This is a genomic window from Marinobacter sp. W-8, from assembly GCF_044342215.1.
In the GTDB taxonomy this organism is placed as follows: Bacteria; Pseudomonadota; Gammaproteobacteria; order Pseudomonadales; family Oleiphilaceae; genus Marinobacter; species Marinobacter nauticus.
This window is the reverse complement of record NZ_CP172297.1, coordinates 1,152,496-1,171,448: the sequence shown is the minus strand read 5'-3', so window position 1 is coordinate 1,171,448 and position 18,953 is coordinate 1,152,496. Positions and strand designations below refer to the sequence as shown.

The following is an 18,953-nucleotide window of genomic DNA, read 5'->3' as shown; positions in this document are numbered from 1 at the left end:
GGCATAACACTACCGACCCTGCTCTGCGCCAACAATATCCAAAAATAACATTTGATTATCCCTGAACAACATCAATAATAGACCCATGATCAAATCCCGAATGCCGGCCCGGAATGCTCTGGGCGATATCAGCCTGCTCTACGTGTCCGTACTACTGCGGGCCGTTGCTGCCGAAGGTGGAGATGCGGAACAGCTGAAAGCACGGTTCCATCTGAGCGCTCCGGAACAGGCGGCCGTCGATGCCCGTATCAGCATTCCCAGATTCATGCGACTGGGCCACGCCGCTATCAAAGCCACGGGGAATCCGGCGCTGGGGCTGCGCATGGGGGCGCTGTCACGCCCGGTCGACGCCGGCATCGCGGGGCTCGCCGCCGAAACCGCCGGGACAGTCGCCGGGGCACTTGAATTGCTGGTGCGATATTCACTCCTCACCAGCCATAATTCCCGCGGGGCTCCCAGCTTTCAGCGCGCAATGAAAACCGTGAGCTTCTATTCCATTCGCCCCTACAACCAATACAACTATTTTGTCGTGGATTCTGTGCTGGCCGCCTGGACCCAACTGATTCGACATATGACCGGCCGCTACGATGTACTGGAGCGTGTCCGCATTGAGTACCCATCCATTGGCCAGGACGACCTGTTCGAGAGCTGGTTCCGATGCCCCGTGGAATTCGGGGCTCCGGCAAACGATATCCGGATCAAGGACACAGTCTGGGAGCTGGTACCGGCACAGGCGCAGAAAGGCATGAACGAGAAACTGGTGAGCCTGTGCGAACAGGAACTGCAGCGAATCCAGCGAGGTTGGCGGATTGCCGATCGCGCTCGTCATCACATGGCGCCGCTGCTGGTGGGAGGCAAGGTGTCACTGGAATCTCTGGCGGCCAAAATGGGCCTGACAGCCTGGACACTGCAACGACAACTGGCCGAAGAAGGCAGTGGATTCCGGCAATTACTGGACGATACCCGCCAACAACTGGCATGGGATTACTTGAAGGAAACAGACAGCTCGCTGGCAGAAATTGCCTGGCTGCTCGGCTTTGCCAACCCACCGGCATTCCACAAGGCATACCAGCGATGGCATGGCATCAGCCCGGGCGAACATCGAAAGATTCTGAGGATTAAGAAAAACTGAGAAGACTTCAGGGGAGGTAAAAATGGCGGAGCGGACGGGACTCGAACCCGCGACCCCCGGCGTGACAGGCCGGTATTCTAACCAACTGAACTACCGCTCCGCGTAGCTGCCTGAGCTGTCTTGCGACTGCTCTGTGACAACGAGGGCGCATTATAAAGAGGCCCTCGTTTATGTCAACGATTTTGCCAAACTTTTTTCAGATTTGCCTGAATCGCCACTTACATGGCATCAACCATGGCATCCTTGCCCTGGGCGGTCTTGCGGTATTCAATCGGTGTCATGCCAGACCAGCGCTTGAACGCCCGATAAAACGTGCTGGGTTCGGAAAACCCGGTCAGGTAGACGATCTCATCGATGGACTCATCGGTGGTGGCCAATAACTGCCGGGCCAGACGATAGCGGAAATCCGCCAATACCTGATTGAAACTGGTCTCGGCCTCGGTCAGCCGGGTGCGCAGGGTCCGGGGCTTGATCCCCAAACGCTCGGCCACGGCATCGAGCGTGACTTCGCCGCTATCGAGCAGCTCAGCAATGATGCGCTCCACCTGCCCGACAATGTCCTTCTTCTCGAGCCGCGCCACCTGCTCACTGGCGAAGCGTTCATGCAGGGCCAGCAACTCGGGTTCAGCGTGGGGTGAAGCATGGGAAAGCAACTCTGCCGGGAAATAGAGCCGGTTCTCTTCCGCGCCGAAAACCACTTCACAACCCACAACCTCACGAACATGGTCCTGGCCCTGATCCCGGTCATGCTCGAACTCAATCCGGGATGGGTAGAAATTGCCGTCGGTAATGGATTTAAAAAAGGTAATCAGCCCCTGAACAAAACACTCATTGAAGTGCTTGAGACGACGAACATCGTCAGAGGCGGCATCCAGAACCATGCAGGCTTCATCACCATCCACGAAGAAATCGGTGTTGGCGGCATCACTGAGCAAGCGCTGATAATTCTGGGCGCGGCGCAATCCCTCGCCAAATGTTGGACTGCTCAGGAACAGGTATTCAAGCACCTGCCCCTTGTAGGCGGGGAGCAATGGCCCGAGGTGCAAGCCAACATCAGGATCACCGGAAACATCCTCCACCGCCTGCCAGAAATAGAGCTGGGCGCTGTGGGGAGTCCTAAGCTGATCCGTGTATACATACTGCTCGTTAACGCCAAGGCGGCTGAAGATGGCGTCGGTATCAATACCTCTTCGCTTCATCGCCTCGTATATCAGGCGTAGCATCACGCCTGCATCACGTAGTTCCTGCATAGTATCCCGCTTTTTTATTTATTGGTTACTACTTTGACCCGCCGGACAGGGCCCGGAGCACGCCAGGTCAATGCCAGATCTGGCCGGGTTTGCCAGACTTTCGTCGTACATTAGAGCATATCAGGCCACAGACGCACAGTTGTACCAGAAATTGGCAATGCCCAGAATAAAACCACATTGCCATCAAGACATGCACATGGACGCCGGCCCCGGGCCGACCAAGGAGAACGCTACGATGTCCGCGCCACTGGTTTATCACCACACGCCTCCTGCCCTCTTGCCTCTGTACGGCAGGGCACTGCTGCCGAAATCCGGAACGAACAACCCGGAAGCGGTGCAGATTCCAAGACTGGAGGCCAGCCTCCTGGGCGTTACCACGGACACCCCTGCACTCCGTGATTATCTGAAAATCTGCAGTTTTCATCCGAGAACCCGGCTGCCTGTGACCTGGCCGCATATCCTGGTGTTCCCCCTGCATCTGAAACTGCTGACCGAACCCGCATTCCCGCTGCCGTTGCTGGGCCTGGTGCATCTGAGAAACAGCATCACCCAGCATCGCCCTCTGGCCGCAGGCGAAAACCTGGACCTCAGGGTTATCCTGGGCAACCAGCAACGCACCGACCGGGGGCTGGAATTTGACCTGGTGACGGAAGCGAGGGCCTCAGGGCGCCTGGTCTGGGAGGAAGTCAGCACCAACCTGTTCCGGATGGCCAACGGACACAGTAAAGCCGGCTCAAAACCGAAACCGGAGCTGGAAACCTATCCATTCTCCGAAGCGATCAAGGCCCCGGAAAACCTGGGCCGGCAATACGCCAAAGTCTCGGGGGATCGAAACCCGATCCACATGCACGCCCTGAGCGCCAGAGCCTTCGGCTTTCCACGGGCCATTGCCCATGGCATGTGGAGCAAAGCACGGGCATTGGCGCTGCTGGAGAATCAGAAGGGATGGAAGGATGGCCCGGTGCGGGCCAGTTGCCAGTTCAAGAAACCCCTGCTGCTGCCGGGAAACGCGATGCTCAACTGGCAGACAGGAAAGGATGGCTGGGATTTCCAGTTACTGAATGCGAAAGGCGATGCCCCGCATCTGACCGGGCGCATCGACTGGCTGTAGCGCTTATTCCTCCGGAGCGCAGAGTTCTCCTTCGGCTCCGGAAACAGGCAGGGTAAACCAGAAGCAGGCGCCACCATCGTCCGGTCGCTCGTATCCGATTTCGCCGCCCTGAGCCTGAATCAATGAGCGGCAGGTGGCCAGCCCGATGCCCATACCCTCGTCCTTGGTGGTATGAAACGGATGAAACAGTTTCTCTTCGGCTTCCTCGGCGACGCCGATGCCATGGTCCCGCACCTGAACCCGGACACAGTGGTCGCCACAACGGCGGGCGCTCACTTCAACCGGCGTTGCCGCGCCGGCACTGCGGGTGGCTTCCAGGGCATTGCGTATCAGGTTCAGGGCGACCTGCTGCACCTGTATGGGGTCGGCCAGCACATCCGGCAGCGAATCCTCTACCTGTACGTCGATGCCACCTTCGTTGTTGCGCATGTCGACCTCGGCAAACTGGCGGGTATCCTCCAGCAAACCGGGAACCGAGAGTATTTCCTTACCGGTGGCAGGTTTTTTCATGAATCGCCGGATCCGGCGGATGATTTCGCTGGCACGATGGGACTGAGCCTCAACCTTGTCCAGGGTTTCCTGCAGCAAACCCAGATCCGGTTGCTCCTTTCCCATCATACGCTTGGCCACACGGGCGTAATTGGTGATGGCCGTCAGTGGCTGATTGACTTCGTGGGCAAATCCCGCCGCCATCTCACCCATGGTGCTCAAACGGGAGGTGTGGGCCAGTTGATCCCGCTGCTCCTGAACCATGGCCCGGGCATCCTCCAGTGCCTGCTCGTTTTCCAGCTCGGTGGTGATATCCCGGAACACCACCACCGCACCGTGGAGTTCTTCGTCATCCAGTTTTGGCGTTGAGCGATACTCCGCGGGGAAACCGGAACCATCAGCCCGCAGCATGCGGATATCGCGCTGATTCTCGGCCACACCTTGCCGGCAGGTGGCCATCACCGGCAAGTTGTCTTCCGAATCCGCCGCAGTCGAGAAATGCAGTTCAAAAAAACTTTTGCCGATCAGGTCCTCAACCGGACAGCCCATGATCATGCCCGCGGCGGGATTGGCAAATTCAATGATGCCATTCTCGTCGAGGCCGTAGATACCCTCGCTGATGGAGTTGAGAATCCGTGCCTGATCACCCTGGAGCTCGCGGTTCCGAGCCTGCAGCTCTCGCTCAAGGCGGATCACCTGGGCATGGGTTTTCACCCGCGCAATCACTTCCTGGGACTGAAACGGCTTGGAAATGTAGTCCGCGCCACCAAGAGAGAAACCTTTTACCTTGGCCTCCAGATCATCCAGTGCCGACAGAAACACCACCGCGCAGTCGGCCGTTTGCGGATCGGCTTTCAGGCGCTCGCACACCTCATAGCCGTCCATTTCCGGCATCATGATGTCCAGAAGGATGACTTCGGGGTGGTGCCGGTGGGCAAGGTCCAGTGCTTTTTCGCCTTCGTTGGCGATCAGCAACCGGTAGCCTTTGTCTTTCAGGGTCTCGTAGAGGACTTTCAGGTTCTGCGGGTTGTCGTCCACCAACAGAACCGTCACCTCGGAGTTCTCACTGACAGTTTCAGTCATAGAAATACGGCCGGTTAAAAACGTTCGGACATGATGACGGTGCCGGCCGTCCTAGTCGATAAGGTCCTTTACGGACAGGACCATACGTACCAGATGGGCCAGGGAATGGGTGCCCATTTTGTGCATGACGCGGGAACGGTGAATCTCCACGGTACGCTGGCTGATCTCCAGCTCAATGGCGATGACCTTGTTGGCCTGGCCGGCAATCATGCGATCCATGATCTCACGCTCACGGGGCGTCAGGCTCTTCACCCGGCGGATGATTTCCTGTTTTTCGTCCAGGGATTTACGCTGTTCCCGATCCTGCTCCAGGGCCGCCTCGATTTTCTCCAGCAGAGCCTCTTCACGGTAGGGCTTCTGGATAAAATCCACGGCGCCCTCTTTCATGGCGTCCACCGCCATCGGCACATCGCCATGACCGGTGACAAAGATGATGGGCAAAATCGAATGCTTGTCGTTAAGCTTCTTCTGCAGCTCCATGCCATCCATCCCGGGCATACGGATATCCAGCACGATGCAGCCGGCCATCTTGTCGGAATAGTCCTTCAGAAAGGCATTGGCGCTTTCGTAGGTTTTCACCGGCTTGCTATCGGATTTCAGCAACAACTCCAGTGAATCACGAACGGCTTCGTCGTCCTCTACCACGTACACAGTTTGCTGGATATCAGTCATGGATCTGTACTCTCCTGTCCGTTTTATTATGGTGCCGGTCAGTGAATGGACGGATCTTTATGATCGTCCCGGGCGTGTTCCTGCCGCTCATGCTCGCGCATTTTTTCGAGCCGTTGCTGGATAATGCCAAAAACACTCTGCTTGGGGTACCTGCCTTTATCATCGGCTTTACCCGCCGGCTTGCCCAGTAACAGTGTAATCGCCTCTTCCACCCGGGCAACCGGGTACACCGCAAACCGCCCTGCCCGGGCCGCCTGCACCACTTCGCTGTCCAACATCAGGTTCTGGACATTGGTGGTTGGAATGATGACGCCCTGGCTGCCGGTCAGACCACCTTTAAGCTCACAGGTGGCATAGAAGCCTTCCACCTTTTCGTTCACGCCACCAATCGGCTGCACCTCGCCAAACTGGTTAACAGAGCCGGTAATGGCCAGATCCTGGCGCACGGGAATGCCGGACAAGGCCGAAATCAGCGCACAGAGTTCCGCCAACGAGGCACTGTCGCCATCCACCTCGCCATAGTTCTGCTCGAAGGTCAGGCTGGCAGACAGGTGCATGGGATCGTTCACGGCAAAGTGGGAAGCCAGCCAGGAACTCAGAATCATCACGCCCTTGGAGTGGATATTACCGCCCAGCTTCACATCACGCTCGATGTCCATGACTCCGCCATCACCATAGTAGCAGCTTGCGGTCACCCGATTGGACAAACCAAACTCGAAGCCACCGGTGGACAATACCGAAAGTGCGTTGACCTGGCCAACGCAGGTGCCCGTGGTGGTCACCAGAGTGGAGCCGTCCCGCATGGAATCATAGAACTGATCACGGATGCGGCTGCTGCGGTAACGGGCACTTTCCAGCGCACGCTCCACATGCACCTCAGAAATCAGCTTGGCACCAGCCTGGCGGGCCCAGAAATCCGACTCGCGCAACAGATTGGCTATGTCGGCAGCATGCAACGACAGCCTGTCCTGATGGTCCGCCATACGGGCACTGTGCTCGATAATGCGGGCCACCGCCTTGTTGGTGCAATGCAACAGCTTCTTCTCAACCACCAGGCTGGAGATGAACTTGGCGTACAGCAGCTGGCTTTCTTCGGTACGGTACATCTCGTTTTCGAAATCCGCCGTTACCCGGAACAGCTCGGCAAATTCGGAGTCGTATTCCTGCAGCAGCATCCAGGTTTCCCGGTCGCCGAACAACACGATCTTGACGTTCAGGGGCACCGCTTCCGGCTCAATGGAAATGGTGCCAGACAGGGTCAGCTCCCGCTCCAGGGAATTGATCTGGATAGATTTCGAACGCAATGCCCGCTTCAGGCCATCCCACACGAACGGCTGCTCCAGCACCTTGATGGCGTCCATCAGCAGATAGCCACCGTTGGCCCGATGCAGGCTTCCGGACCGAATCAGGGAGAAGTCGGTAAAGACCGTGCCCTTGTAGGTCACGTTTTCCACGTAGCCGAACAGATTGTGATAGGTGGGATTATCCTCCACCACCACCGGTACTTCATTGGTTTTCTGGTGCACCAGCACGTTGATCAGGTAGCGCCGGGGCATTCTCTTGTCCAGCGCGGCCCAGGCGATGGCGGCCTGCTCCTCGTCGTCTTCCAGGAAGATATCCAGGTTATCCACCAGGTCTTTGCGAACTGCCTCCAGGTAAGCAACCACATCGGGCTGCTCACGGTATTTCTCCACCAGCTCGTCAATCTGATGGCCAGAGATACCTTCCAGGGTCTCCTGGTTCAGGGCCTGCTGTTTGTCGGCATACTCCTGTTCCCAGTCCGCCATTTTCCGCAGTGCCTGGCGCAGCTTTTTCTCAAGCTTGTTGATGACATCCTCGAATCTGTCCCGCTGCTCTTCTGTCAATGCCTGGAAGCTTTCTGCTGTGTGAGGCTCGTCACCATTCATGGCCACCAGGCGGTAGCCACCGGGGGTGGTCACCGTCAGGCTGACCTTTTTCCGTTTGGCCTGGGCCGCCACTTTGGCCAGCTCGTCTTCCTGCCTCTTGCCGTAATCATTCTTCAACTGCTCCGAGCGTTCCAGAAAGCTGTCGCTGTCAAAAGTCTGGGGGATCGTTTTCACCAGCCGGGTCATCAGCTTTTCCATGTCCTGCTTCAGCTGGGTACCCATACCTCCCGGCAGCTGCAACAGCTTGGGATTACGCGGTTCCTCGAAGTTGGCGACATAACACCAGTCATGGCTTTGCTGCAGCGTGTCCACATGATGCTCAAGGTAACGCAGCATCATGGTTCGCTTGCCCAGCCCATTCCGACCCACGGCATAGACGTTGTAGCCGCCATGGGGCATGGCCAGGGCGAAGCGCACGGCCTCCTGGGCACGGTTCTGGCCCACGATTTCGGCCAGGGGCTCAAGTTGCCTTGTGGTCTTGAATGGCAGGTCTTTGAGGACGCAGGCTTTATACAGCTGATGCAGGGGCAGAGACTTCAAATTGGCTTCCCGTAACGGTCAGTTTTGTCGGATTTCAGGCCCGCCATTGTAGTGCCTGGGGGCGGGTCTGTCGCGTACCTCGTCCGGTTTTATCGAAAGGGGCCAGAGCCGACAGCAAGTGCCAACTTGGTCACAAATCCGGCCGTGGTCATTTTTCATGCAAGCCGTCGATTACTACACTTCATCTCCCGGACGGAATCCGGCCACAACAAGTACAAGACACGTGATGACTGAAAACATGACGAATAATTCTGCAGATCGCCGTATCAAGGATCGTTTTCCGGCGTCCTGCCTGAGAGTACAGCTGCGTGAGCGCGGTTTCTTCGGCCGCGGCAAGCAGCCTGTGGCAGTTACCTGCCTGGACATGAACCGTTATGGTATGGCGGTTCTCTGCCCTCGGCCGGTGGATGTTGGTGTGCGACTGTTCCTTGATATCGAAGGCAAGTACATCAGTGAATCCCGGGTCGGCGCCCGGGTTATCGCCTGCCAGCCCTACCAGGCGGGATATCGGGTCAGTCTGCAGTTTGCCTATTGCCTGGACAAAAATGCCTACTCACGAACGATGGACAACGCACTGTCCCGTATTGAAGGCTTCTACAACCGCTACGCCAGTTGATCAAATCAGGCCGGCGTCAAGGCTGGCCGCCACTGCCATACCCAACTCGTAACACTGCTCTTCAAACTCGGGCCGGAATTCACCCCGGCATACCAGTGCATCCTGCACCAGCTTCCAGCGCAGCCCTGTGGTTATGGTCTCAATAGCTCGGCGGGTCCCGGTACCATCATGGCCGGCACGGATATAAAAGGCAAAAGGCAGGCCCTGGGTTTTCTCCAGGCAGGGATAGTAGCTGCGGTCGAAAAAGTCTTTCAGGGCGCCCGACATGTAGCCGAGGTTTTCCGTGGTGCCCAGGATGATGGCGTCGCATGCGAGGATGTCTTCGGGGCCAGCTTCGAGAGGCGCCTTTACCACCACCTCTACCGCTTCGATGTCCGGATTACGAGCGCCATTTTCGATGGCGCTCCGTAATCTCAGGGTATTCGGAGACGGGGCATGAGCCACAATCAGCAGTCGCTTCATGTCTCGCCTCCCTATCTCTCTCTCTTTTTAGAATTTACAGCAGTTCGCCATTGGCTTCAGCAGGAGCCTCCGCCGTCTCTTTCTTGACCGGCTTGGGCATCAGCTTGTCACGCACTTTAGCCTCGATTTCATTGGCGATATCCAGGTTCTCTTCCAGGAACTTACAAGCGTTTGCTTTGCCCTGGCCGATTTTGTCGCCGTTATAGGCGTACCAGGCGCCGGATTTGTCCACAAAGCCTTCTTTCACGCCCATGTCGAGCACTTCCGCCATGTGGTAGATGCCCTTGCCGTACATGATCTGGAACTCCGCCTGCCGGAACGGCGGCGATACCTTGTTCTTGACGACTTTTACGCGGGTTTCGTTGCCCACCACCTCGTCGCCGTCTTTCACCGAACCGATACGGCGAATATCAAGGCGCACAGAGGAGTAGAATTTCAGGGCGTTACCACCGGTGGTGGTCTCGGGGCTACCGAACATAACGCCAATCTTCATACGGATCTGGTTGATGAACACCATCAAACAATTGGCGTGCTTCACATTACCGGTAAGCTTGCGCAGTGCCTGTGACATCAGGCGAGCCTGAAGACCCACGTGGCTGTCGCCCATTTCGCCTTCAATTTCCGCTTTCGGGGTCAGCGCCGCAACCGAATCGACAATGATCACGTCCACCGCGTTCGAGCGCACGAGCATGTCGGCGATTTCCAGCGCCTGCTCACCGGTATCCGGCTGGGAAACCAGCAGCTCATCAACGTTAACACCCAGCTTTTCCGCATAAACCGGGTCCAGTGCGTGCTCGGCATCCACAAAGGCACAGGTTTTACCCTGTTTTTGCGCTTCCGCGATAACCTGCAAAGTCAGCGTGGTTTTACCGGAGCTCTCCGGGCCGTAAATCTCAACGATCCGGCCGTAAGGAAGACCACCAATGCCCAGAGCAACATCCAGCCCAAGAGAGCCGGTGGATACGGCAGGAATCGCCTCACGGGGCTGGTCGCCCATCTTCATTACGGCACCTTTACCGAACTGGCGTTCGATCTGGCTCAACGCTGCGCCGAGTGCTTTCTTGCGGTTATCTTCCATTCTTGCAAACCCTCGTTACCAGGGCCGCTCAACCTTGTCGGCCAATGCGGCAGAATCCGGAGAAAACCTGAATAGCCATCCAGTGTTTTCCTGTATATTTGAACAGTATTAAAACATATGGCCAGAAGGAGACCAACCCCCGGAAAGGTGAAAATCCTCACAGGGTTTCGACAAATCCGGTAACTCCTTCTAATACATACAAAACCGACTGCCGGCGCACCTGATCCCGATCGCCATCGAAATGCGCTACCCGGGCTTCGGTGTTGTCAGCCCGGCTGCCCCAGGCAAACCAGACCGTACCAACCGGCTTGTCTGCACTACCCCCACCCGGCCCGGCAACACCGCTGACAGCGACAGCGATATCCACGCCTGTGGCACGTATGGCACCTGTCACCATCTGTCGCACCACCGGTTCACTGACCGCCCCGCACTGCTCCAGAGTATCAGCCTGTACGCCAAGGATGGCCTGCTTCGCGGCGTTACTGTAGGTCACCAGACCCGCCATAACATAGGCGGACGAACCCGCTCGGTCAGTCAGCACCTTGGCCACCCAGCCACCGGTGCAGCTTTCAGCGGTAGCGATGGTCATCCGCCTGCGCTTAAGCGCCGCCGCCAGCGCGTCACCAGCCTTGGCCAATTGTCCGTCGGTCACATTCATACGGTTCTCCCGTTTCCTATAATGCCCGTCGCCAGTCTCAGGCTCCGGGAAAACTGTCAACAAATCCGCGATCAATGCGGTCTTTCCACTTCCAGACCCAGGCCCCCGAAAACGTCAAGGGGCCATAACTACCAATCGCCGTGCAGTCTCCCGCCGCCAACAGGTACAACGAAAACCTGCGCGGATAGAAACGCACCAACGGTTTACCCGATATCGCAGCCGCAAGATTGCGGGCCAGTATTGGCCCGGCACGAACCGCGTGTACCCCGGAACGGTCCAGCCGTTGGTCAACCCGGCTACAGGCATCTCCGGCCACAAACACATTGTGGTGAGACGTGCTGCGATGGCTGGCGTCTACCCTGACAAAACCGGCTTCGTCTACGGCCAGGCCGCTGGCTTCCAGAAAGGGCAGAGCCCTGCCACCGGTAGATACCAGAACCGCATCGGCCCGCATTCGTCGCCCACCAGCCAACCGGACCCCATCAACCACCGGTTCGCCATACTCCTCAACAATCTCGACACCGCAGCGCATCAGCGCCCGCCGCACCAGGCGGCGAAAGCGGGGACGAAAGCCCGGCACTACACCATTGCTGCCGGCCACCAGAACAACGCCCGCCTGGTCGCAGTCCGCTGATCGCCGGGCCAGGGCCATAGCGATCTCCGCACCTCCAGCGCCTCCACCAAGAACAACAATGCGCGGGCGCGCTCTGGCGCGCAGGGATCTTTCGGTTGCCGGCCAGTCTTCAGCAAATCGTTCGACGGGCTTAACACCGAGGATCATGCTGTCCGGCTCGTTCAGCACGGCACTGTCACTGGCCGATCCAACATCGACAGAGAGCAGATCGTAGGGCACCCGTTCACCACTTGCCAACACGACCTCCTGCTCGGCTGCCCGCAATTCAACAGCCCGATCGAGCACCAGCCTGCCACCGGCGGCGATCACCGTGGGCTCGACCAGGACACGACACTGATCGAAGCGATAGTGCCCGGCCAGCCAGCCCGGGATCATCCCGGAGTAGTACTGCCACCGGGACGGTGACACCACCACCAGCTCAGTTTCCGGCAACGGCTCGCGCGCGAACTGACGCAACGCCACCATGTGAGCGTGGCCGGCACCCAGCAAAACCAGTCGTTTCATAACCTCATCTCCCGCCTGCCATGCTCACCACCCCGAGCTCTGATATGCTCCTCTCAGGAGGCCACCAAAATCCATGTTGCGACACCCAATACGCGAAGAAGATCCCCGGATGGCGATCATCGTCCCCGTTCTCAACGAGATCGACGGTATCGAATCACTGCTGAGCCACCTGGAAATCTGGCGTCAGCGGGGCGCCGAAATCATTGTGGTGGATGGCGGCAGCGACGACAAATCGGACAGTCTCATTGAAGCGAGGGGGTTTCCCCTGATTCGCTCTGCCCGCGGACGCGCGACCCAGATGAATGCTGGAGCACGCAGCAGCCAATCGCCTTTCCTGATATTCCTGCACTCGGACACCCGGTTGCCGGAGCATGCGGACACGCAAGTAATGACTCACCTGGCACGCTCAGAAACCAGCTGGGGCCGTTTTGATGTTCGTATCGACGGCCGCTCCCGCCTGTTGCCGATCGTTGGCGCCATGATGAACCTGCGCTCAAGACTGACCGGCATCGCCACGGGCGATCAGGCCCTGTTTATGACTCGAACCCTGTTCGAGCAGGTCGGAGGCTTTCCGGAACAACCACTGATGGAAGATGTGGAAATCTGCAAACGCCTGAAACACATCACGCCCCCGGTGTGTCTGAGTGACAGAGTGGTCACCTCCGGCCGGCGCTGGGACCAGCGCGGCGGCTGGCGGACGATCTTTTTAATGTGGCAGTTGCGCTGGGCCTATTGGCGCGGCGTTCCCGCAGACCAACTGGCAGCCCGTTACCGATGAATCAGACACGTATTATTGTTATCGCCAAAGAACCCCGGCCCGGAAAGGTAAAAACCCGCCTGATCCCGGCGTTGGGCGAGGCCGGTGCCGCCCGGCTGGCAGACCGCATGCTGCGGCACACTCTGGCGCAGGCCCTCGACGCCAATATCGGCCCGGTGAAGCTCTGTGTCAGCCCGGATCCTGCGGCAGAATACTGGCAACAGTTGGACCCTGGTGACCGAGCCATCCTGTCTTCCCAGGCTGACGGTGACCTGGGCCATCGCATGGCGGAAGCCGCCAGAAACGCCCTGACAGCCGGTTTGCCGGTGATCCTGATCGGAACGGACTGCCCGGATCTTGACGCCAACCGACTGAGGCAAATGGCCGGCAAACTCCAGAACCACGATGCTTGCCTTTGCCCGGTCGCCGACGGCGGCTATGCCCTGCTGGGGCTCCGGCGTTTCAGCCCGACCCTCTTCACGGATATTCCCTGGAGCACCGAACAGGTGGCCGCCATCACCCGACAGCGTCTGGCGACCCTGGGATGGCGCCTGGCAGAGAGCGAGACCCTGCACGACGTCGACGAGCCAGCTGACCTGCAATGGCTGGCGACAGACTATCCCGGGCTGATGATGTCCTGAATGACTGACCGGCTGCCGACACCTCCGGACCGTGGTACCATCGCGGGTTTTGGTATCCCGAACGGCGTGCCACCGACCTTGCCGATGTTTACCCGGAAGAATTGAGGAACTATGACGGACCTGTCCAAGCACACCCCGATGATGCAGCAGTACCTGAAAATCAAGGGAGAACACCCGAACGAGATGGTGTTCTACCGCATGGGGGACTTCTACGAGCTGTTTTACGACGACGCTAAAAAAGCCGCAGAATTGCTGGACATTACCCTGACCGCCCGGGGCCAGTCCGGAGGTAATCCGATTCCCATGGCAGGGGTACCCTTCCATTCGGCCGAAGGCTACATTGCCCGCATGGTTCGCGCGGGCCAATCGATCGCCATCTGCGAGCAGATTGGTGACCCAGCCACCAGCAAGGGCCCGGTGGAACGCAAGGTCGTGCGGATTGTCACTCCGGGCACACTGAGTGACGAGGCCTTTCTGGAAGACCGCCGCGATAACCTGCTGGCAGCCATCTACCATCACAAAGAGCAGTTCGGTTTTGCCTCACTGGATATTTCCAGCGGCCGGTTCGCGGTGTCGGAACTGGAGAGCCTTGAAGCCCTTCAGGGTGAGCTTCAGCGCCTGCGACCCGCTGAAATCCTGATCAGCGAGGATTTTCCCTATACCGACATCCTTGAGGGTTTCACCGGCGTACGCCGCCAGGGCCCCTGGCTGTTTGAATCGGACACCGCCCTCCGGGTGATCACCCAGCAGTTGCAGGTACGCGATCTCACCGGCTTTGGCTGCGAAGACCTGACCCTGGCCGTTTGCGCTGCCGGCTGCCTGCTGCAATACGCCAAGGAGACCCAGCGCACGGCACTGCCACATATCCGAAAACTGACCCGCGAACGCCGGGAAGACGCCGTGATACTGGGTGCCGCCAGCCGCCGGAACCTGGAAATCGACACCAACCTGATGGGTGGCCAACAACACACCCTGGCCTGGGTGATGGACCGCACCGCCACCGCCATGGGAGCCCGGGAGCTCCGACGCTGGCTGAACCGTCCACTTCGGGATGTTGAGCGCGTGCGCCAGCGCCAGCAGGCAGTATCTGCGCTGCTGGACGGTTTCCACTATGAGCCGGTGCACGATCTGCTGAAACGGGTGGGTGATATCGAACGGATTCTGGCCCGGGTTGCCCTGCGTTCTGCCCGCCCCAGGGACCTTGCGCGCCTGCGCGACGCTTTTCATGCCCTGCCAGAACTGCAGGAGGCACTGAAACCGGTCAACTCACACCATGTCGTGAAGCTGGCCACCGTCATCGGTGAATACCCGGAACTGGCCGACCTTCTGGAACGCGCCATCATCGACAACCCGCCCGTGGTGATTCGTGATGGCGGTGTAATTGCCGAAGGCTTCGACGAAGAATTGGATGAACTCCGCAACATCAGTGAAAACGCCGGCCAGTACCTGCTGGATGTGGAAACCCGGGAGCGTGAACGCACCGGCATTTCCACCCTGAAAGTGGGGTACAACCGGGTGCATGGTTATTACATCGAAATCAGCCGGGCGCAGTCTGACCAGGCGCCGGTGGACTATATCCGCCGCCAGACCCTGAAAAACGCCGAACGCTTCATCACCCCGGAACTGAAAGAGTTTGAGGACAAGGCACTGAGCGCCAAAAGCCGTGCCCTGGCCCGGGAAAAAGGCCTGTACGACGATGTCCTCGAAACCGTGGCCGAACAGCTGGCCCCGCTACAGGACGCCGCCCAGGCCCTGGCCGAACTTGACGTGCTGAGCAACTTCGCCGAACGAGCCACTTCCCTGCGCTTCACCGCGCCGGAATTTACCGACCAGCCAGGATTTGATGTGGAGGAAGGTCGGCACCCGGTGGTGGAGCAGCTGCTCGACGAGCCGTTTGTGCCCAACAACCTGTTGATGGATACCAGACGCCGCATGCTGGTGATCACCGGCCCGAACATGGGCGGTAAGTCCACCTACATGCGCCAGGCCGCCCTGATTGCCCTGCTGGCTTACACCGGTAGCTTCGTGCCTGCCAACCGCGCCGTGCTTGGCCCGGTGGACAGGATATTCACTCGCATGGGCTCCTCGGATGACATAGCCGGTGGCCGCTCCACCTTCATGGTGGAAATGACTGAAACCGCCAATATCCTGCACAATGCCACCGAACACAGCCTGGTGTTGATGGATGAAGTGGGCCGCGGCACCAGCACCTTCGATGGCCTTTCGCTGGCCTGGGCCACGGCCGAGCACCTGGCAAAGTACATCCGGTGTTACACCCTGTTCGCCACCCACTACTTCGAGCTGACCCAGTTGGCCGATGACCTCGAACATGCGGTTAACGTGCACCTGACCGCCACCGAGCACGACGACTCCATCGTGTTTCTGCACAATGTGCACGATGGCCCGGCAAGCCAGAGTTACGGGCTGCAGGTGGCAAAACTGGCCGGTGTACCCCAGGATGTGATCCGCAACGCCAAAACCCAGCTGGCGCATCTGGAAGGCCTGGAAGCAGGCAGCAACCCGTCGCCGGCGCCCGTGAGCGTTAATGAGCCGGAACCGGCTACGCCATCTGCGGCTAAGACCGCCAGTGTGGATCCAGTGTACCAGGGCGACATGTTTGCCGTGGCCGAGCCGAGTGTAGTGGAACAGGCTCTGGAGAAGCTCGATCTGGACGGCATTACCCCTAGAGACGCCCTGAACCAGCTTTATGAACTCAAGGAGTTACTGGCAAAATAACAGCATTCTGCGCCAAACTTGATCTGGGTAATAACGATATAGCAGGCCAACGCTTGCGGCAGTGTGGGGGGCTCCCTACAATATCGCTCCAAATTATAAACGGGGCCGGGTAACTGACAGGCTCCTGATGAGACTGAATCTTCTACGAACCAGGGATCTGACTATGGCGTTTATCGTTACTGATAACTGCATCAAGTGTAAATACACCGACTGCGTGGAAGTCTGCCCCGTGGACTGCTTCTACGAAGGCCCCAACTTTCTGGTCATCGACCCGGACGAGTGCATTGACTGCGCCCTGTGCGAGCCAGAGTGCCCGGCCGAGGCCATCTTCTCGGAAGACGAGCTGCCGGCAGGCCAGGAAGCCTTTGTTGAAATCAACGCAGAGCTGGCCGGCAAGTGGCCCAACATCACTGAAAAGAAAGACCCGCTGCCAGATGCCGAAGAGTGGGACGGTAAGCCCGACAAACTCAAGTACCTGGAGCGCTGAGGCCAGGCCGCGCGCAAACGAAAAAGGCCGGAGGCATCACCTCCGGCCTTTTTTGATTGGCCCTGATGCGTTTCAGCCAGCGGCCGCCAGCAGCTTTTTCGTCGCTGCCGAACGATAGAACGGTTCCAGCCTGCGCCGCAACAGCGCTTCCAGATAGCCCTCCTGCCGGAGCAGATCCACCAGCGGCAAGCCCACCGCTTCAAGTTCCGTGACAATCACTTCCCGCGTGACGCCGATATCCGCGAGCAGGTTCATCACCGGTTGGTTACCATAACGGGCATACAACCCCTCCACTACTGCCTGAACGCAGCCCTCAAAATACGGGGTCTGGCGGAAATGCAGCCAGAAGTCATAGCCCAGCACCACAAATTCCTGCAGCTGAACATCACCCAGTCCGTCCTGCAGATCCTCGATGGTTCGGTCTTCGAGAGACACCCAGGCCGCCATGACTGTGTCACGCAGTTCGTCATCACTCAAAGCCTTGTGGAGGAACTGCTCACTTCGGGCAATCAGGCTCGGCAGGCTGTCCGAAAGCCAGGCCTTGATGCGGCGTTCAAAGGTCTCATCCAGCCCCGGCACCGCCTTGTTAGCCATTTTCTTGCCGAACTTCATCATCGAGCCCACCCCGGGTACTGAGCGGGTAATCAGATTATCCTCGTAGAGGTAGTTCACCAGCCCGTGATAGACCACATTCGACACCAGCTCCTGATAAACCGGGTGAGCCATAATCTCACTGATCACCCGTTCCCGCTGATGGCGCAACTCCAGGGCTTCCTCAACAAACGCACTGGCCTGCTCACGGGACAGAATATCGCCCAGTCTGGTCTGGCTCTGAACCGGGGCCTTCAACACTTCGGTTGCCAGGTCCGCTGCCAGCTCCGGAATGCCGGCATCCAGCTCCATGCTCACCACCACCCGCCGGATCAGGCCCATAATCTGCTCGGCACTAACCACACGCTCCAGGGTCACGCTATTGGCATACTCCAGCAGTTCGTCCACTTCCTGATGCAGGAACTTTTTCAGTTTGGCGCCTTTCAGGGCATTCAGCTCGTGCCGAACGTGGGCTTCAAGTAATTGGTCCGCCAGGGATGAGGTGGTCTCGGTCATAAGCCTGTTTTCCTTTGCCAGGTTTTCTTGTCTGGCAAAGAGGCTAACACGTTCCGGCGTATGGCGGGTTTGCCCGAACTACACCATCAGGCGTGATACAGGGCCAGTCTGGCGACCGGCCCGTTCGATTTACTGAAAATCACTGAACTCGTGAGGCTCGGCGGCCAAAGCCAGGCAGATACTGCCCGGCCCCACATAAATGGCACTGGTAATACCCATCTGGGACAACAACAGCTCAACGCCGTTCTGCTCACACGCGTCCCGAAGGCGATTCAGGCCCGGCAGATCCTCGATCTTGGTCCAGCTCAGGCCACAGGAAAGGCTGACATACGGCGTCAGCAAACCCGCTTCCACCCGGGCGACCGCGTAATTCATCACCTTCTCCACAGCCATGTCGAAGTTACGGGTCTTGGCAACCGGTTTGCCTTCCACACCCTGCCCGAAAATCACCGGGATGATGTTCAGCGCCTTACCCAGGAAAGCCGCTACCGCAGACACGCTTTTGTCACCTCGGCGCCGGGCGCGTTCACGGATGTAATGCAGATCCCTGGGAATGACACAGGTGTAGATTTTGTCGGTGAAGGTTTCCACTTCATGGCGAAGCGCATTCTTCGATACTTTCTGCCCAATCAGCTTCAGCGTGTGAGCCGCCAGCAGCCCCTGGCCGGCAAATATCTGTTTGCTGTCGATCACCCGCATGGAAAATTTGCCATCCCGGCCTGCAGCCTTGCGCGCCTCTTCATAATGCGCCATCACAGAGTTCATGGCTTCAGATGCGTTCTGGTAAATCAGGCTCCGGCTGCGGGTAACAGTTTCGCAGATAGCCACATCAAATTCGGTGACAATTTTTTCCATGAAAAGATCATGAATCTGCTCGGCGCTGAACGCCTCCGTTTCCGCCTGGTGCCCCTTATCGAGCAGGCCGCTCTGATAGAACTCCTGGGTACGGACAGGATCGTGGTTATCGATGTAGGTCTGGCCATCAATTATGGCCGTGACGGGCAGCACAAACAGGTCGTGTTTGCGGGCGAATTCATAGGGTAGATCACAGGCGCTATCAACGATCAGACCAACTCGCATGCTGAATGT

At 58.4% G+C, this 18,953-nt stretch carries 17 protein-coding genes and 1 tRNA gene; 7 read left to right on the top strand and 11 right to left on the bottom strand.

The features are described from left to right. Nucleotides 1-85 precede the first annotated feature (85 nt). The gene (locus ACF8YQ_RS05380) at nucleotides 86-1,132 is read left to right on the top strand and encodes an AraC family transcriptional regulator (RefSeq protein ID WP_396622811.1); all 1,047 of its coding nucleotides are present in this window, start codon (nucleotides 86-88) and stop codon (nucleotides 1,130-1,132) included. A 23-nt stretch (nucleotides 1,133-1,155) separates the two neighbouring features. Here the strand turns inward: ACF8YQ_RS05380 and ACF8YQ_RS05375 are convergent. Together ACF8YQ_RS05375 and ACF8YQ_RS05370 are read right to left on the bottom strand one after the other, a co-directional pair. Continuing rightward, nucleotides 1,156-1,232: transfer RNA gene (locus tag ACF8YQ_RS05375), tRNA-Asp, on the bottom strand. A 118-nt stretch (nucleotides 1,233-1,350) separates the two neighbouring features. Further along, nucleotides 1,351-2,382: an AraC family transcriptional regulator gene (locus ACF8YQ_RS05370; protein WP_396622810.1), complete on the bottom strand. Its 1,032-nt coding sequence runs from the start codon at nucleotides 2,380-2,382 to the stop codon at nucleotides 1,351-1,353. 235 nt (nucleotides 2,383-2,617) lie between these two features. Between ACF8YQ_RS05370 and ACF8YQ_RS05365 the strand changes: the two genes are divergently transcribed. After that, nucleotides 2,618-3,493, top strand: a complete 876-nt coding sequence (locus tag ACF8YQ_RS05365; protein WP_396622809.1) for a MaoC family dehydratase — start codon at nucleotides 2,618-2,620, stop codon at nucleotides 3,491-3,493. 3 nt (nucleotides 3,494-3,496) lie between these two features. On the opposite strand, the gene ACF8YQ_RS05360 is transcribed toward ACF8YQ_RS05365, so the two are convergent. Genes ACF8YQ_RS05360 through ACF8YQ_RS05350 form a run of 3 tightly spaced genes read right to left on the bottom strand, consistent with a single transcriptional unit; the run spans nucleotide 3,497 to nucleotide 8,184 of the window. After that, nucleotides 3,497-5,065: a response regulator gene (locus ACF8YQ_RS05360; RefSeq protein ID WP_396622808.1), complete on the bottom strand. Its 1,569-nt coding sequence runs from the start codon at nucleotides 5,063-5,065 to the stop codon at nucleotides 3,497-3,499. Between the two features lie 51 nt (nucleotides 5,066-5,116). Further along, nucleotides 5,117-5,737 carry a response regulator FixJ gene (gene fixJ / locus ACF8YQ_RS05355; protein WP_396622807.1) on the bottom strand — a complete coding sequence of 207 codons (621 nt, stop codon included), beginning with the start codon at nucleotides 5,735-5,737 and terminating at the stop codon, nucleotides 5,117-5,119. 38 nt (nucleotides 5,738-5,775) lie between these two features. Beyond that, nucleotides 5,776-8,184 (bottom strand): Lon protease family protein, encoded by a 2,409-nt coding sequence (locus tag ACF8YQ_RS05350; protein WP_396622806.1) that lies wholly within the window; start codon nucleotides 8,182-8,184, stop codon nucleotides 5,776-5,778. A 238-nt stretch (nucleotides 8,185-8,422) separates the two neighbouring features. On the opposite strand from ACF8YQ_RS05350, the gene ACF8YQ_RS05345 reads away from it, so the two are divergent. Next, complete coding sequence (locus tag ACF8YQ_RS05345) at nucleotides 8,423-8,800, top strand: PilZ domain-containing protein (RefSeq protein WP_031210250.1); 378 nt, start codon at nucleotides 8,423-8,425, stop codon at nucleotides 8,798-8,800. Here the strand turns inward: ACF8YQ_RS05345 and ACF8YQ_RS05340 are convergent, their stop codons facing one another. From ACF8YQ_RS05340 to ACF8YQ_RS05325, 4 genes are all read right to left on the bottom strand, one after another. After that, nucleotides 8,801-9,262 carry a flavodoxin family protein gene (locus ACF8YQ_RS05340; RefSeq protein WP_014420968.1) on the bottom strand — a complete coding sequence of 154 codons (462 nt, stop codon included), beginning with the start codon at nucleotides 9,260-9,262 and terminating at the stop codon, nucleotides 8,801-8,803. It abuts the gene before it with no gap. 34 nt (nucleotides 9,263-9,296) lie between these two features. Continuing rightward, a complete protein-coding gene (gene recA / locus ACF8YQ_RS05335) occupies nucleotides 9,297-10,340 on the bottom strand; it encodes a recombinase RecA (protein ID WP_011785554.1) in 1,044 nt (347 codons plus the stop codon). A gap of 157 nt (nucleotides 10,341-10,497) precedes the next feature. Then, nucleotides 10,498-10,998 carry a CinA family protein gene (locus tag ACF8YQ_RS05330; RefSeq protein ID WP_396622805.1) on the bottom strand — a complete coding sequence of 167 codons (501 nt, stop codon included), beginning with the start codon at nucleotides 10,996-10,998 and terminating at the stop codon, nucleotides 10,498-10,500. 37 nt (nucleotides 10,999-11,035) lie between these two features. Continuing rightward, nucleotides 11,036-12,136 carry an FAD-dependent oxidoreductase gene (locus ACF8YQ_RS05325; RefSeq protein ID WP_014420966.1) on the bottom strand — a complete coding sequence of 367 codons (1,101 nt, stop codon included), beginning with the start codon at nucleotides 12,134-12,136 and terminating at the stop codon, nucleotides 11,036-11,038. Between the two features lie 73 nt (nucleotides 12,137-12,209). Here ACF8YQ_RS05325 and ACF8YQ_RS05320 point away from each other — a divergent pair, with 73 nt between their 5' ends. From ACF8YQ_RS05320 to fdxA, 4 genes are all read left to right on the top strand, one after another. Further along, entirely contained in the window at nucleotides 12,210-12,914 is a 705-nt protein-coding gene (locus ACF8YQ_RS05320; RefSeq protein WP_014420965.1) for a TIGR04283 family arsenosugar biosynthesis glycosyltransferase, read from the top strand. Next, complete coding sequence (locus tag ACF8YQ_RS05315) at nucleotides 12,911-13,534, top strand: TIGR04282 family arsenosugar biosynthesis glycosyltransferase (RefSeq protein ID WP_396622804.1); 624 nt, start codon at nucleotides 12,911-12,913, stop codon at nucleotides 13,532-13,534. Before ACF8YQ_RS05320 ends, ACF8YQ_RS05315 begins: the two co-directional genes overlap by 4 nt. Nucleotides 13,535-13,645: 111 nt before the next feature. Beyond that, nucleotides 13,646-16,270: a DNA mismatch repair protein MutS gene (gene mutS, locus ACF8YQ_RS05310; RefSeq protein ID WP_396622803.1), complete on the top strand. Its 2,625-nt coding sequence runs from the start codon at nucleotides 13,646-13,648 to the stop codon at nucleotides 16,268-16,270. A 163-nt stretch (nucleotides 16,271-16,433) separates the two neighbouring features. Next, nucleotides 16,434-16,757, top strand: a complete 324-nt coding sequence (gene fdxA / locus ACF8YQ_RS05305; protein ID WP_011785560.1) for a ferredoxin FdxA — start codon at nucleotides 16,434-16,436, stop codon at nucleotides 16,755-16,757. Between the two features lie 72 nt (nucleotides 16,758-16,829). Here fdxA and ACF8YQ_RS05300 read toward each other — a convergent pair whose 3' ends face one another. Together ACF8YQ_RS05300 and ACF8YQ_RS05295 are read right to left on the bottom strand one after the other, a co-directional pair. Continuing rightward, the gene (locus tag ACF8YQ_RS05300; RefSeq protein ID WP_396622802.1) at nucleotides 16,830-17,864 is read right to left on the bottom strand and encodes a hypothetical protein; all 1,035 of its coding nucleotides are present in this window, start codon (nucleotides 17,862-17,864) and stop codon (nucleotides 16,830-16,832) included. A 129-nt stretch (nucleotides 17,865-17,993) separates the two neighbouring features. After that, a complete protein-coding gene (locus ACF8YQ_RS05295) occupies nucleotides 17,994-18,944 on the bottom strand; it encodes a DegV family protein (RefSeq protein WP_396622801.1) in 951 nt (316 codons plus the stop codon). Nucleotides 18,945-18,953 lie beyond the last annotated feature (9 nt).

Bases quoted from the DNA above. Each gene is read 5' to 3' on its own strand.
- ACF8YQ_RS05380 (WP_396622811.1), top strand. From the start codon at position 86: ATGATCAAATCCCGAATGCCGGCCCGGAATGCTCTGGGCGATATCAGC.
- ACF8YQ_RS05370 (WP_396622810.1), bottom strand. From the start codon at position 2,382: ATGCAGGAACTACGTGATGCAGGCGTGATGCTACGCCTGATATACGAG.
- ACF8YQ_RS05365 (WP_396622809.1), top strand. From the start codon at position 2,618: ATGTCCGCGCCACTGGTTTATCACCACACGCCTCCTGCCCTCTTGCCT.
- ACF8YQ_RS05360 (WP_396622808.1), bottom strand. From the start codon at position 5,065: ATGACTGAAACTGTCAGTGAGAACTCCGAGGTGACGGTTCTGTTGGTG.
- fixJ (WP_396622807.1), bottom strand. From the start codon at position 5,737: ATGACTGATATCCAGCAAACTGTGTACGTGGTAGAGGACGACGAAGCC.
- ACF8YQ_RS05345 (WP_031210250.1), top strand. From the start codon at position 8,423: ATGACGAATAATTCTGCAGATCGCCGTATCAAGGATCGTTTTCCGGCG.
- ACF8YQ_RS05340 (WP_014420968.1), bottom strand. From the start codon at position 9,262: ATGAAGCGACTGCTGATTGTGGCTCATGCCCCGTCTCCGAATACCCTG.
- recA (WP_011785554.1), bottom strand. From the start codon at position 10,340: ATGGAAGATAACCGCAAGAAAGCACTCGGCGCAGCGTTGAGCCAGATC.
- ACF8YQ_RS05330 (WP_396622805.1), bottom strand. From the start codon at position 10,998: ATGAATGTGACCGACGGACAATTGGCCAAGGCTGGTGACGCGCTGGCG.
- ACF8YQ_RS05325 (WP_014420966.1), bottom strand. From the start codon at position 12,136: ATGAAACGACTGGTTTTGCTGGGTGCCGGCCACGCTCACATGGTGGCG.
- ACF8YQ_RS05320 (WP_014420965.1), top strand. From the start codon at position 12,210: ATGTTGCGACACCCAATACGCGAAGAAGATCCCCGGATGGCGATCATC.
- ACF8YQ_RS05315 (WP_396622804.1), top strand. From the start codon at position 12,911: ATGAATCAGACACGTATTATTGTTATCGCCAAAGAACCCCGGCCCGGA.
- mutS (WP_396622803.1), top strand. From the start codon at position 13,646: ATGACGGACCTGTCCAAGCACACCCCGATGATGCAGCAGTACCTGAAA.
- fdxA (WP_011785560.1), top strand. From the start codon at position 16,434: ATGGCGTTTATCGTTACTGATAACTGCATCAAGTGTAAATACACCGAC.
- ACF8YQ_RS05300 (WP_396622802.1), bottom strand. From the start codon at position 17,864: ATGACCGAGACCACCTCATCCCTGGCGGACCAATTACTTGAAGCCCAC.
- ACF8YQ_RS05295 (WP_396622801.1), bottom strand. From the start codon at position 18,944: ATGCGAGTTGGTCTGATCGTTGATAGCGCCTGTGATCTACCCTATGAA.